This is a genomic window from Streptomyces roseifaciens, assembly GCF_001445655.1.
Lineage (GTDB): Bacteria > Actinomycetota > Actinomycetes > Streptomycetales > Streptomycetaceae > Streptomyces > Streptomyces aureoversilis.
In genome coordinates this window covers 2,238,146-2,252,009 of the sequence record NZ_LNBE01000003.1, presented here as the reverse complement: position 1 = coordinate 2,252,009, position 13,864 = coordinate 2,238,146, and the positions used below count along the sequence as shown (strand labels likewise).

Genomic DNA, 13,864 nt, shown 5'->3' with positions numbered 1-13,864 from the left:
CCCTCCCGTTCACTTCGGGGTGATCGTGAACGGTTTCGGGGTGAGACCGGCCACGCAAGCGGTGTCGGGCGCGGTCGGGCGGGCGAGGAACGAGGCCAGCACCCGTTGCGCGCAGGGCGATTGCGGGACCACCCAGTGTCCGATCCCGGGGATCTGTACGGAGGTCGAGCGGGACAGCGTACGGGCCGCGGTCCGCGCCCAGCTCGCCCCGACCTTCGCATCGAATGTCCCGGCAATCAGGAGTGCCGGCACCGCGCTGGTGGTGGCCACCCGGTGGGAGGCGGCGCGGTCGGGAACGTTCCAGATGCGGCACACCTCGTGCTGGAAGGGAAGCTGCGGCGCCTGGGCCAGGACCGTGTCCGGCCACCCGGGGAAGGCCCGGCGCCCCGCCTTCAGCACGTCGGATTTCGAATACCCCGGCACCCACTCGCTGCACACCACCGACTCCGTCAGGCCGTGCGCGGTCATGCCGACGACGGCAGCCGAGTCGGCCGCGCGGGCCCGCGCGAAGCGCTCCGGACGTCCGTGGGCGAGCTCATGGATCGCCGCGGGGACGTCGGGGAACGGGATGGCATTGGCGACCAGGATGTTCAGCAGGGCGCCCCCGTCGAGGACGACCTTCACCGGGTCTCCGCCGCTCGGCGGCCGGGCCTTCAGCGTCAAGGGGTGCGCTTCCAGCTTGCGCACCTGCTCGGTGAGGGTCCGGCGGAGGTCCGGGTAGCGGCTCTTGCAGCGGGGCTCGGCCGCGCACGCCTTGAGGACGTTCTCGATGCCCTCCCGGGCGCTGCTCCAGCCCCACGGCAGGGTGACGATCTGCGGAGCTGTGGCCGAGTCGAGTGCCACCGCGCGAATCCCCTGAGGGTTGTTGCGCAGGTAGGTGAGGGCCACGTTGGTGCCGTAGGAGTGCCCGTAGACGTTCCACCGGGGGATGCCCAGTGCCGTGCGCAGGGCGGCGAAGTCCGCGGCGTTCTCCTTGGTGTTGTACGCGCTCAGGTCGATCCCGTCGGCTGCCAGGCGATTCCTGCACTTCTTCACCGAGTCCAGCAGGAGCCGTTTCGCCTGCGGCGAGTCGTAGCCGAGCCCCACGTACTGCGCGTTGAACCGGTCCATCTCCGGACAGGCGAGATTCGGCTGATCGTAGAGGTTGCCCCGCTGGGCCATGATGATCAGCGCGCGATCCCGGTTCAGGCCGGAGTCGACCAGGAAGGGGATGTCGTCGAACGTCTCGCCGCCCGGGCCGCCCGACATGAACACCACCGGATCCTCGGCGGGCTTGGCCGACGTGGCCGGAATGACCGCCACGGCAAGCCGGATCGTCCGGCTGCCAGGGCGGGCGCGGTTCTCGGGGACTTCCAGGAAACCGCACCGTGCGGTGCTGAGCGCGGCGATCGGCTCGGGCGTCCTCGGGCAGGGACCGGGTACGAACCGCGACGGGGCTGTCGGGCCGGGCCCGGCGGTGTGGCCGTGTGGAGACGCGGCACTGCTCGGTATCGGGCTGAACGCTGCCAAGACCAGGGCGGCGGCCGTGACGGCCACCGCATTTATGCCGTGCTTGGTCATGTGATCCCGTTCCTCTGCAGACGTCCACGGCTGCCCAGCCGGACAACGCCGCAGCGGCTTGGGCGGATCGCGCATTACGGACAATACCGGGCGGGTTGGACAGGTGCACACGGACAGACAGCCGGCGCCGGATGGATCCCAAGAGCTCAAGCAGCCCAGGTCGGGGCCTGTCAGAACGCGTGCAAGGAGGATCTGCGCCAGGCCCTGCTGACGTTCGGCCCCACTGGCGTGGGCGAAGAGAGCATCCACACCGAGGCGCTGACCGCGCTCCGCCCGTAGCCGGACCCAGACGGTGCTCGGACTTGCCGGGCCTTGCGCTGTCCGGGTCTTCCGGACGGCCCGGTCCCGTCACCGATGTCACGGTGACGCATCTGCCGGCTTCGGCCCCGGCCGGTCGTCAAGGTCGGCACCGACACCGCTGGGCGAGGCACTCGCTACCCACGCCGGCCCCCGCTGACGCGGGCCTGCCGGAGTACGACTGCGGCAGCGTCCCCAGAGGAAGGCCGCGCTGCCAAGGCCAGCGTGCTCAACGGCTCCCAGTCGTGCGAATGGTCCGCACAGACAGAACCGGATCGACCGGCGGCACCAGCTCTACGGTGGCGATTTCTACGAGGTGTGCCGGAGGAGCATCGGCGTCGTTCAAGGCGGTCACGTAGTCCATGACCTGGACAGGGGACAGGACTGGCACGCTCCGGCGCAGGGTGTGCATGGCGTGAATCCGGCCGCGAGCAGCTGCCACCGCCCGGACCTCATCATGCAGATCGTCCACCGCGGTCCGTATCGCCTGACCTCGAATACGGACTCGGTAGTCCGCCTCCCACGCGCCGGTTGCCGCCGAGACGACACCAATCTTGTGTAGGCCTCCGTCGACGCGATCAACCAAATAGGGTCCGTTCCCGGCCAGCATGTAGTCCGGATTCCGGGTGCGCAGGTACTCCTCGGACGTCCAGGAGACGATCCACACCAGCTCGTGCTGCTCTACACACGCCACAGCCATGCGCACGGCGTCCAGACCTGCCGACAGCTCCCTCTGATAGTCGCGTTCCAGTTCTTCTTCAACGATCCGAACCGCCACATCTCGATCGATCACGCGTGCAGCGTCTCGTACAGACTCGGGCAGCGGCCAACAGATTTCCCGCTCGCAGGGCATCTGCAGACGCACCGTTCCGGAATACCGCACCGCCGCGCCACCGTGCGAGCTCCGCGATGGCCGTGCTGGGTGCGCTGCATCGGGGTAGGCGGCCGGCTCCGCGCAGTGGCGGTCGGTCTTCGGTCACCCTCGCCAGCGACGTACGCCACCGCGGCGCGGCGGACCGGGACGGCCAGGCCAGGCGCGCAGCGTAAAGCACGAGCCGACCACGCTCGCGGGGCGTTCCAGGTTCCCCAGCCTCCGGCAGGGCCGCGGCGGAGACGCGTCGGTGCCGCCGACTTCCGCCTCCAGGACCGCTCCGGCGACGTAGAGCAGGCCCATGAATACAGGAACGCCGGGACAGCTCCCATGAGGGCGGCGGCACGCGCGGTCGGCGTCACTCGGATGGGACTACGGGGGCCTGTGAGGCACGCGCCGTTATGCGGCGTAGTGGCTGGTTCTGCATCGTGGGGATGAGGAGGCGTGCAACCTCTTTGGGGTGTGGAGTGTCTGTGTGGACACGGAGACGGCCGTCCCGCGTACGTGCATCAACCGGCACCATGCGACTTCTACGGAGGGCACAGTGAAACGTACTGCACGTACCCGTGTTGCGGGAGCTGCGCTGCTCGTCACCGCCACGACCGTCACCGCGCTGGTGGCAGGCAGCGGAATGTCTGTCGCCGCTCCGGCCCGCGCCGCCGCGTACAACCAGGAGTGCGGTACTGGTTACGCGCAGGTCAACCAGATCCCGATCCCCGGCCGCGGGACGGTCTTCCTGTCCTACAACAAGGCCACCGGCAAGAACTGCGTGGTGACCAAGCGGAACAGCTCGACCGGCTCGCGGCTGTGGGTGGGCTCCTGGATCCAGCGCAACCAGGAACTGAAGTCGAAGCAGGAGCAATACGGCTTCTTCACCTCGTACTCGGGACCGGTCTACCTGGACGCCAAGGGTAAGTGCGTCGACTGGGGCGGCGAGATCGACGGCTATGTCGTGGCCCGCTACAAGACGAACTGCGGCACCCTGGCCTAGACCAGGTGACAGGTCCGCTGACCCGCGGGCCGAGACGGTGAGCGGGGTGGTGGGCGGAGCGGTGGGCGGCGGGACGTGCGGTCCTGCCTGTCGCTTCGCTCGCCGCCGACCTGGGCTCGGCGCCCGGCGCCGAGGCACGCTTGGGCGTCAATGCCATGGCCGCCGCGCCCCTCGTCCACCGCGGCGGCCCGGCCCTCGCCGGCTGGTTCGCCACGGTGCTGCCAGAGACGGCTCACCAACCGGAGTTCCTCGCCGGCCTCCGCGACCAGGCCCGAGCACACCCGGTCGCCGACGCACCGCAGCAGCCCGCTCCAGACCCCCCGGCGGTCCCCGGCCCGCCGGACGCCGACCTCCGGTTGGCCACGTACACCCCGGCACACACGCGCTACGGCACCCACCACAACGCCTCCGTCCTCGTGCACTTGGCCGTGCCGCCTCACCCCGAGAGCTCTCACGACCTCCCCTGGCGCCTGCGCGCCGTCCAGGGCGCCAGTCCCACCCGCTTTCAGTTGCAGACCGAGGCGTTCCAGGGCGCCGGCCGTCCCCGCGTCACAGTTGACGAAAATGCCGCCCGCGGCATCCTCGACCTCGGCGGCCTCAACCTGGCAGGCGCCGGTGAGAGACGGCTCGTGAGGTGGTCGTCACGAGCTGCCTACCCCGCCTTGCGCTTGGCGTAATCGGCGAAGCCCTGCCAGTCGATCACAACGCACGGCTCGTCGCCGACGACCCACGCGTCATGACCGGGCGGGCAGAGCATGCAGTCGCCGGGGCCGAACTCTTCCTCCTGGCCGTCGTCCATGACGACCTTGATGCGGCCCGAGGCGACGTAGGCCAAGTGGGGGGCCTGACAGCTGTCGGTCCCGGCGATCGGCTTGACATGCTGGGACCATCGCCAGCCGGGCTCGAACGTCGCCCGCCCCACCGGCCCGGCGCCCACGTCCACCATCTCCAGTCGCCCCTTGCCCTCCTCGAAGGGACGCACTTCCTCCGGTGAAGCGAAGCTCTTGCGTACGAGACCGGCCATGCGCCCTCTCCTTGAATAGATCGACTGTCCTGAACATAGGCACGGGCGCAGGTGCACGGCGAGCGCTACGAGCCGGGCGGGTGGCCCGGTGACCGGGAGTGGGCTGACTCCTTCGCTGGGCGGGCGTTCAAGGTGCCGATTGGGAGGCTGTTCTCTCTCCCCCCGACTGATGTCCGCCGCGCTCACAGCGAGGTCGACCGACTTCGGCCGGAGCCCGGGCTTGCCCCACAGATGCTGCCGGAGCGGTGCGGACGGTGCTGCCGCAGCCGCGTCCCGGGAGCGCTCGTGCAGCCGCGTTCCACCGGGACAGGGACCGCACCCGCCGATGACCCGCGTGGTGGTGGAACGGTGCACGCCGAACCGGCAGGCCGGCACGGCGTGCATGGGCCATCGCACTGGCCACGCCGACCACCCACAAGACCGTCAGTCGCGGAAGGCCGGGTTGGTCCACCTGGTCGGGTTGGCCTGGATGTCGTTCCACATCTCGGCCCACCACTGCCCGCCGCCCTTGCCCGTGATCGTGGCCAGCACGCGGTCGCCGTCGGCGCCGAAGCCCTGCCGCCGCACCTCGTTGTTGATCTTCTGGATGATGTTCTCACCCGACGGGTGCTTGTGGGCGATGTAGTTGAGCAGGAAGGCGGTGGAGTCGTAGCCGCGGTTGTAGTCGGTGCCGCGGACGCGGTCGATGCCCGGCTTCTCCTTCACGTTGTAGACGTACTTGCGGTAGTAGTCGGCTTGGCCCTCGTTCAGCCAGCCTCCGTTGGCGGCGTCCTGCACCTGGTGGGTGAGTTCGTGGATGAGCGATCCGGTGTCGCCCGGGTTGTTCATCACGTAGTCGGGGCGGAGGATGATCGACTTCTCGTTGTTGTACTTGGGCTTCGCGTTCGGCTCGAAGACGGCCGCGACGCCGGGGCTCTTGAAGCTCTCGTGTCCGGCGTCGAAGACGACGTTGATTCCGGGCTTCACCTCGTACGCGCCACCGGTCATGAATTGCTTGATCTTCCCGTACTGGTCCTGGAGGAGACCTCTGCTCCTGTCGAACCAGGAGCGCAGGGCGTTCGGGTCGTAGCCACCGGAGTCGACCATCTGCAGCGTGACGGGGACGCTGGGCGTGGGCGGCTGGGCGGTGACCTTGTCGAGGTTCCACTGCTGGGCCTTGTCGCCGGCGTTGCAGGGGCGGGCCGCGGTGCCCAGGTCGGGGAGGCGGGTCAGGCAGGTGTCGCCGCCGGTGCGGTCGCCGCTGTGCAGCAGCCAGGCGCGGCTGTCGGGGAGGTTCTGCAGCCACCACCGCTGGTTGGGTCTGCCGATGTCGTTCCAGGCGGCGACGGAGTTGTTGCCCAGGTCGCGGTCGACGGCGTAGTTGGTGCGCGGGATTCTGACGCTCCAGCTCCCGGTGCCGTCGTCGGTGACGGTCCAGGTCTGTTCGGTCAGGTTCTCGTTCCAGTCCTTGACGCGCACGCCCGCGCCGTTGCGGGGGCCGTCCCACTGCAGGGCTCCGCCTGCGTGGCTGGATATCCGGTAGGTCCCGCCGGATTCCGGCAGGGGTTCGGCGGCGTGGGCCGCCGTGGCGGTGAGGCCACCGGTGAGACCGGCGACGGCGGCCAGCACGGCGGCCGTGATCGAGAGGTTGCGCATGCGCATGAACGGGCCTTTCGGCGAGGATGGAGAGAGAACGCCCTTGCAGGCGAAGGGCGCCGGCGGAAGCGGGTCCGGTCGGTACGGACCCGCACGTGTGACTACGGGCGTCGCGCTCCGCTACTGGAGCTTCCACTGCTGGGAGTCGAGGCCGTCCGTGGTGCCGCAGGAGGCGACCGTCAACTGGCCCTCGCCCTCGGGGGCGCCCAGGCAAAGGTCGCCCCGCTTGCTGCGGATCGTGTACCAGCCGGGGCGGCCGGTGGTGGCGCGGAACCGCCAGAGCTGGTTGTCGGATCCGGTGCCGTTCACCCGGTGCGACCAGGCGGTGCCGTTGGAGTAGTTGTAGTCGAGGACGCGGGCCTCGGCCCCGGTGAGGCCCTGCTGCTCGGTGTAGCGGTTCTCGACGAGGAAGTAGCCGTCGCCCTTGTCCCACAGGTGCCACTGCTGGTTCTGGCCTCCGGTGGCGTGGTAGCCGTGGACGGGCGCGCCGCTGTCCGTGCGGTAGGCGTAGAGGTCGGCCAGGTTGTTGTTCGCGTTGGTCAAGGTCGTGACCTTGTCGTGGCCCGGCTGACCGCCGCCCTGGCCCTGCACGGAGCGGAAGACGGCGAGGGCCGCGTCGCGCCAGACCGCGGCGGCCGCGTCGTTCACTCGGCTGCCGGAGAAGTTGCCGATCTGGACGGGGCCGCTGTCGAAGGTGTCGCCGTCGAGGAGGGGGCCGCCACTCGCGCCGCCGGAGAGCTCGCTGTCACCGGTGCAGGGTCCGCCGTGGCCCAGGATCTGCGGTGGGTTGTCCGGACCCCAGTAGGGCTGCCTCACACAGGTGTGGAACTGGTTGGAATTGGCGGGTATCCCCGCGATCACCACCTGGTTCGGCAGCGAGGTGATCCCGAACCGGTAGCCGGAGGCGCCGACCTTGTCCTGGACGTGGGTGCCGTTCTGGGTGTTGAACGCCAGGAACGCGGTGTCGCTGGTCTGCTGGTCGGAACCGCCGCTGACGACACCGACGGAGCGGAAGGTCCACTTGCCGTACGGGGCGTGCTCGGTGCCGTCGGCGTCCTTGGAGTAGCCCGGGGTGAACTCGTACTGCGCCTCGGAGATGATCCGGTCCTGTTTGTCATGAGGGATGCAGTGGCGCGCCGTGGCGACGACGTCCTTGCTGTCGCTGGTGATCACATTGCCCGTGCAGACGCTGGCCCACCAGCTGCCCCCATCGGGCCAGGCGATCCGGATACGGCCGGTGGTGGCACGCAGCCTGGTCTCGCCCGGGGAGCCGGCAGCGAACCGGCTCTTCCCCTGCTGCTGTGGCGCGGCAGCGGGCGCCTGAACGATCCGCCCGGCGTCCGGCTCCTTCGCCCGCGGCGGCTCGGCCTTCGGCTTCCAGTCCGGCAGCTTCCCCGTGAACTGGCGTAAGGTGCCGTCCTTTTCGTGCTCGGTCCAGAAGGCACGCTGCTGGGCGTCGGTGGCCGTGGCCCGGGCGAAGGCGCCGCCGTCCGCCGTGCGCGGGGCGGATGCGGTGGGACCTGTGGTCGGGGTGGCGGCGTACACCTGGGCCATGGGGAGAGCAGCGGCCAGGCCGGCTGTGGCGAGCGCCAGTGTGAAGGCATGTCTGCGCAACGGATGCTCCATCCATCTACGAGTGCGGGTGGTGGTGCCCGGACCGTAGGTGGATCGGTTCAACACTCGATGGACAGCCCATCCGCGACCAGCTCGCGGCCCAGGGGCGCGCGGGCGCCGGGGGGTCGCCTCACCTCGGGCAGGCCGCTCGGCTCTTCGGCCGGGGCCTGTGGCGGCACCGAGATGGCAGCACGCCTGCGGCGGGCGATTGCGGGGGCGCTGTGATCGCGGCAGTGGTGCCGGTTGGAAGCATCTCCTACGGCACCGTCTCCCTCAGGACAGGGCATGCGACGCGGGCGCATAGCCGGACGCCTGCAAGGTGAAGAGGTGCGCATAGGGGAAGCCCGGCGACCTTCTCGTGCATGCCGGTGCGCTGTGCGGCACACGTGATGCGGTCCTGATCACCGAACCCCGCCTGGACACCGGCGACGGCTGCGGCGAACACGGTGGCGTCCCCCACCGGCAGCCTCCCCGACCGTGCCGCCCGACCTCTCCGTTTATCGCTTGTTGAAACTTCCTTTACCGGTGGAGGACACGCTGGTGGGAGACGTCAGGCCTTCATCCCTCGTCTCCATCCCGCAGATAGGACCGTCACCGTCATGACATCCACAAGCACGAAGCGTCTTTCGGCAGCCCGCCGCCTCACCGCTCTCGCGGCATCCGCGGTGGTCGCCACGGCCGGCCTGCTGTTCGCCGGCGGCACGGCGCATGCAGACGTCAACCCCGAGCACACGGAAATCTGGAACGACGAGCCCCTCTACGGGGACTGGCACCTGGACAACGGCCCTGCCAGGCTCATCATGCAAAAGGACGGCAACCTCGTCGTCTACGTCAACGGCAGCCCTCGCTGGAACAGCAACACCGTCGGCTGCGGCAACAAGGCCGTGATGCAGACCGACGGGAACCTCGTGGTCTACGCGCAGGACGGGCACGCCTGCTGGGCCAGCGGGACCCAGCGGGGCGACCGTCCCTACCCGGTGAAGCTCTTCCTCGACTCCAGCGGCTCCCTGATCGTCTACGGTGACAACGGCAGACGGTGCCAGAGCACGGCCCCGTACAGCATGCCCCTCCCCTGTGACGTGCTCTGGAGGTCGTGACACCCTCGCTCACGCACCGGTCATCCGGTCGACCATGCTCGCCAGCGACCAGTGCGGCCGGGCGGCGAGCCGCGCCGCCGTCGTGCGCAGCAGCGCCGGGTGGCGCCGACAGGCCTCGGCCAGGGCCCGCGCGGCGTCGGGTTCGTCCTCGACACGTGAGGGGCCGAGCACACGGACGAGCAGGCCGAGTGCGTCGTCCGGGGAGAGGGCGCCCAGGGCCAGCCGCCGGGCGCCGGGCAGGAGTCCGGTGAGTGCCCGGCCGGTGACCAGGGCCCCGCACCCTTGATGTTGGGGGAGCAGCGGGCGGATGCCGTCGAGGTCCCGCACGTCGTCGAGCACGACCATGACCCGGCGCCCGTCGAGCGCCGCCTGGTAGGCCGCTGCCATGGCCGCCTCGTCCTCGGGCACGTCACCGCCGAGTGCCCGGATGAAGGCGGCGAGGACCTGGCCGGGACGCACCGGCACCGCGTGCGAACCGCTCAGGCCGGCGTAAAGCTGACCGTCGGGGTAGAGGTCGCGCAGCCGGTGCGCGACGTGGACGGCGAGGGTGGTCTTCCCGGTCCCGGCGGCTCCGTGGACGACCACCGGCCGTCCGGTGGCCCGGCCGTCGGGTGCCAGGGTTTCCAGGAGCAGGCCGGCTTCGGCGGTCCGCCCGGTGAAGTCACCGATGTCGGCCGGCAGGTGGCACGGGCGGACGGGGCCGCGGGGCCCGGACCGGGCGGGCACGGCGGGGCTGCCGAGGATCTCCCGGTGCGCCCGCTCCAGTTCGGGCGGGGGGTCGAGGCCGAGCTCCCCGGCCCGGTCCCGGGCCCGGTCGAGGACTGCGAACGCCTCGTCACGCCGGTCGCTGCGGAAGAGAGCGAGGACGAGCAACGACAGCACCTGCCCCGAGGCGTCCGGGGCTTCCGCCAGAGCGGCGATCTCCGGCAGCACCTCTGCGTGCCGGCCGCGGGCCACGTCGATGGACAGCCGCGCCTCCAGGGCTGCCGTGCGGCTGACCGTCAGCCGCTGCCGGATCCGCCCGGCGAGCGGGCCGGGTATCCCCTCCAGGGCGGTCCCGTACCACAGGTCCAGCCCCCGGGTCAGGAGTGCATGTGCAGCGTCCGGATCGCCCTTCCTGCGGGCCGCCGCGGCCGCTCTCATGGCGTCGTCGAAGCGGTGCATGTCGACGGCCCCGTCCTCGACCGGCAGCCGGTACCCCTCACCGGCCTGGAGCAGGGCCGGGCCGGCACCGGCCGGCGAGAAGGCCGGCAGTTGGCGGATGCGGTAGACGTGTGTGGCCAGGATCCGCCTCGGGTGGGCCGGCCAGTGCTCTTCGTCCTCTCCCCATATGGCGTGCAGGAGCTGGGTGGTCGTCAGCGGCCTGCCCCTGGCCGCCAGCAGCGCCACGAGGACGGCCTGCTGCTGGGGCCGCCCCGCAGGAGCCTCGGTGTCGTCCCGTCGTATGCGCAGCGGTCCCAGCGTCTGGAATCGAACCGTCACTTCTCGCCTCAAGCCGGCCGTGTCACCACGGCATTTTGGATATCCGACATCCCATCACACATACGCACTCGCACTTCCCATGGAACTTAGTCCGTGAGAGAGGAAGCAAGCCATGGAGACGCACGGGGATTCCCAGGCGGGGCGTCGGCCGTCCGAGGCAGTGGCACCGGCATTCCGCTTCTCTTTGCTGGGCCCGGTCCGGGCCTGGCGTGACGGCGTGGAACTCTGCGTGGGCAGACCTCAGCAGCGCGAGGTGCTCGCCATCCTGCTCGGCGCCGCGCGGCGGACGGTGTCGCTGCCCCTGATCGCGGAGGGCGTCTGGGACGAGGCGGACCGGCCGTCCAGGCCGAAGCAGTCCGTCCGCACCCACGTGTACCGGCTGCGCGGGGTGCTGGGGCACTCCGCCGATTCGCCGCTGCTCATGACCGTCGGCGACGGCTACGCGTTGCGCGTGCCGGCCGGCGCCGTGGACACCTGGGCGTTCGAGCAGGCGGAGGCGGAGGCCAGGCGCATCCGGGCCACGGGGGGCACGGCCGAGCAGGCCCGGGACGCCCTGACGAGCGCGCTCGATCTGTGGTCGGCCGAGCCGCTGGCCGGTCTGCACGGCCCGCACGCCCGGGCGGAGCGGGACCGTCTCGGCGCCGTCCGGCAGTCGCTGCTGGAGGCCCGCCTGGAGCTCGATGCGGAGATCGGGGACCGGCCGGACCTGCATGCCGAGGCGGGCGATCTGGTCATCGAGTACCCGGCCAGCCAGCGGCTGCGCGGCGTCCAGATGCTGGCGCTCTACCAGGCGGGCCGGCAGGCCGAGGCGCTGAGCGTCTACGAGGACACCCGGCGGTTCCTGGAGGACCGGCTGGCCCACCTCCCGCCGTCCGAGCGCAGGCCGTGCTCGGCCCTGCGGGAGCTGCACCAGCGGATCCTGCGCGCGGAGCCCATGGCCGGGGCCGGCGGGCCGGCCCACCCGGCCCTCACCGCGGACGGCGTCCCGGAGGCCCACCGGCTGCCCTCCGGAATCGACGACTTCACCGGGCGGGGCGAGGAGGTCGGCACCCTCACCGGCATGCTCACGCACCCCGGCACACGGGCCATCGTGGTCTCCGCCGTCAACGGCGTTCCGGGCGTGGGCAAGACCGCCCTCGCCGTCCACGCGGCGCGACAGGTCACCGAACGCTTTCCGGACGGGTGCCTGTACGCGGATCTGCGCGGTGCCGACCGCGAGCCCCTGGCCACGCAAGCGGTCCTGGCGTCGTTCCTGCGCATCCTGGGCACGGCCGACGGCGGGATCCCCGCCGACGGCGACGAACGCCTCGCCCTCTATCGCTCGCTGATGGCGGAGCGCCGGTTCCTGGTGCTGCTCGACAACGCCGCCTCCGACGACCAGGTACAGCCGCTGGTGCCCGGGTCGGGGGGCAGCGCCGTCCTGGTGACCAGCCGCGCCCGGCTGACCGGGCTGGCCGGGGCGCAGCACCTGCGGCTCGACGTGATGCCGCCCGGGGAAGCGCTGGAGCTGCTGGCCCGGATCGTGGGCGAGCGCCGCTGCGCGGCCGAGCCCGAGGCGGCCGCGGCCGTGGTGGCCGCGTGCGGCCGTCTTCCGCTGGCCATCCGGGTCGTCGCCTCGCGCCTGGCCGCGGAGCCGGGCACGCCCCTCTCGGGCATGGTTCGCCGGCTCGGCGACGAGCACCGGAGGCTGAGCGAGCTGTCCACCGGCGAACTCGCCGTGGAAGCCACCTTCGAGCTCTCGTACTCCAAGCTGTCCCCCGAACAGGGCCGTGCCTTCCGGCTGTTGTCGGCCGTGGAGGCGCCGGACCTCGGCCTGCACTGCGCCGCCGCGCTCCTCGGCCGGGACCCGCAGACCACCGAGGACCTCCTCGAGTCCCTGGTCGACCTCAATCTCGTGGAGTCCCGGCGGATGGGCCGGTACCACTTCCACGACCTGGTGCGGGTCTTCGCACGGGCCAGGAACGCCCGTGACGGTTCCCCCGCCGGGACGTCCAGGGCCTTCGCCCGGCTGCTGGACTTCTGCCTGGCCACCGCACGTACCGCGGATGCGGCCTCGCACTCCGTGGACCCCACGGAGCGCCGGCTCATCGACGTGCCGGTGACCGCGGCCGGCCTCCGCTTCGGCGGCGCACAGGCGGCGACCGACTGGATGCACGAGGAGATACCCGTCCAGCGGGCGCTGATCGACCGCGCCTGTGCGGACGAGTCCCTGCCGCTGGCCCAGGCGGCCGACCTCGTGGACAAGCTGAACAACGTGCTGCCCGGCACTGCCCACCAGACCGGCGTGATCGCCCAGGCCGGGCACGTCGCCGCGGTGGCAGCGGCGCGCGGCGACCGGACGTCCGAAGCCCTCGCCCGCTACGTGTGCGGCAACGCGCTGTGGCACACGAACGCCTTTGCCGAAGCCGAGTCGGAACTACGCCGCTCCATCGCGCTGTGCGACGACGACGGGGACGACGGGGGCAACGCGCGGCTGCGCGGCTGGGCCCACCTCACCCTGTGCGCCGGCGCGCGCGTCGGCGGCCGGACCGACGAGGCGGTCGAGCACGGCGAGGCGGCCGTACGGCTCTTCCGCTTCTCGCGTGCCGGGACCGCAGAGGGCACCGCACTGGGCGAACTGGCGTTCAACTACGCCCGGCAGGAGCGGCTCGCCGAGGCCCGCACCGCAGCCGAGCGGGGCGCGCGCCTGGTGGGGCGAGAGCCTTCGGTTTCCAAGGCGATCGGCCTGTACTACCTGGCCCGCGTGCTGCGGCTGTGCGACGACGTGGGCGAGGCGCTGCAGCGCGCCCAGGAGGCGCTGGAGCTGTTCCGTTCCCTGAACGTGCCGGCTTTCGAAGCAGCCACCGGCGCCCTGATCGCCGACCTCCACGTCCTGGCGGGCCGGCACCGCCTGGCGGCGGACGTCGCCGAGACCTTCCTGCCCGTGGCCCGAAGGACGAGCGACATGCTCGAGGCGAGCCTGCTGCGGGCCCTCGCCCGCGGCCTGGACCACCTCGGCCAGCGCGCCAGGGCCCGCACCTGCCTGGAAGCCGCGCTCGGGTTGTTCGAGCAGCGGCAGGCGCAGGCGGACGCCGACCAGACGCGCGCCCTCCTCACGGGCCTCCGGTGAGAGGGAACCACAAGTGCTGGTGCCGGGGCCGGGGGCCGGGGGCACCTCGTCGGCGATCCGACGAGGCCGACCCGCCGGCCGCCTCCCGCTCATCATCCCGTCGTGGTCCGCCGGGCGGCTCGGCGATTTCCCGTTGTCTTCCTGCGGAACCATGGCGCATTCCGCATTCCACCGGTGTTCGCGA

Annotated in this window: 10 protein-coding genes; 4 read left to right on the top strand and 6 right to left on the bottom strand. The window is 71.3% G+C overall.

Going from position 1 to position 13,864, the window contains the following annotated elements:
• Positions 1 to 9: 9 nt before the first annotated feature.
• A complete protein-coding gene (locus tag AS857_RS15425) occupies positions 10 to 1,560 on the bottom strand; it encodes an alpha/beta fold hydrolase (RefSeq protein ID WP_079110361.1) in 1,551 nt (516 codons plus the stop codon).
• A gap of 526 nt (positions 1,561 to 2,086) precedes the next feature.
• Positions 2,087 to 2,650 (bottom strand): YrhB domain-containing protein, encoded by a 564-nt coding sequence (locus AS857_RS15415; RefSeq protein ID WP_058043659.1) that lies wholly within the window; start codon positions 2,648 to 2,650, stop codon positions 2,087 to 2,089.
• A gap of 622 nt (positions 2,651 to 3,272) precedes the next feature.
• Here AS857_RS15415 and AS857_RS15410 point away from each other — a divergent pair.
• Together AS857_RS15410 and AS857_RS15405 are read left to right on the top strand one after the other, a co-directional pair.
• Complete coding sequence (locus AS857_RS15410; protein ID WP_063804260.1) at positions 3,273 to 3,719, top strand: hypothetical protein; 447 nt, start codon at positions 3,273 to 3,275, stop codon at positions 3,717 to 3,719.
• A 155-nt stretch (positions 3,720 to 3,874) separates the two neighbouring features.
• Positions 3,875 to 4,396 carry a hypothetical protein gene (locus AS857_RS15405; RefSeq protein ID WP_058043658.1) on the top strand — a complete coding sequence of 174 codons (522 nt, stop codon included), beginning with the start codon at positions 3,875 to 3,877 and terminating at the stop codon, positions 4,394 to 4,396.
• Here the strand turns inward: AS857_RS15405 and AS857_RS15400 are convergent.
• The 3 genes from AS857_RS15400 to AS857_RS15390 form a co-directional block, all read right to left on the bottom strand.
• Positions 4,372 to 4,743 (bottom strand): cupin domain-containing protein, encoded by a 372-nt coding sequence (locus tag AS857_RS15400; RefSeq protein WP_058043657.1) that lies wholly within the window; start codon positions 4,741 to 4,743, stop codon positions 4,372 to 4,374. The two genes, AS857_RS15405 and AS857_RS15400, sit on opposite strands and share 25 nt — an antisense overlap.
• Before the next feature lie 423 nt (positions 4,744 to 5,166).
• On the bottom strand, positions 5,167 to 6,384 hold the full coding sequence (locus tag AS857_RS15395; protein WP_058043656.1) for a basic secretory protein-like protein: 1,218 nt from the start codon (positions 6,382 to 6,384) through the stop codon (positions 5,167 to 5,169).
• Between the two features lie 114 nt (positions 6,385 to 6,498).
• Positions 6,499 to 7,992 (bottom strand): RICIN domain-containing protein, encoded by a 1,494-nt coding sequence (locus tag AS857_RS15390; protein ID WP_058043655.1) that lies wholly within the window; start codon positions 7,990 to 7,992, stop codon positions 6,499 to 6,501.
• A 599-nt stretch (positions 7,993 to 8,591) separates the two neighbouring features.
• On the opposite strand from AS857_RS15390, the gene AS857_RS15385 reads away from it, so the two are divergent.
• Positions 8,592 to 9,089 (top strand): hypothetical protein, encoded by a 498-nt coding sequence (locus tag AS857_RS15385; protein ID WP_079110359.1) that lies wholly within the window; start codon positions 8,592 to 8,594, stop codon positions 9,087 to 9,089.
• 9 nt (positions 9,090 to 9,098) lie between these two features.
• Here AS857_RS15385 and AS857_RS15380 read toward each other — a convergent pair whose 3' ends face one another.
• Positions 9,099 to 10,571 carry an AfsR/SARP family transcriptional regulator gene (locus AS857_RS15380; protein ID WP_058043653.1) on the bottom strand — a complete coding sequence of 491 codons (1,473 nt, stop codon included), beginning with the start codon at positions 10,569 to 10,571 and terminating at the stop codon, positions 9,099 to 9,101.
• 229 nt (positions 10,572 to 10,800) lie between these two features.
• Between AS857_RS15380 and AS857_RS15375 the strand changes: the two genes are divergently transcribed.
• On the top strand, positions 10,801 to 13,680 hold the full coding sequence (locus tag AS857_RS15375) for an AfsR/SARP family transcriptional regulator (protein WP_160330236.1): 2,880 nt from the start codon (positions 10,801 to 10,803) through the stop codon (positions 13,678 to 13,680).
• The last annotated feature ends 184 nt before the right edge of the window (positions 13,681 to 13,864 follow it).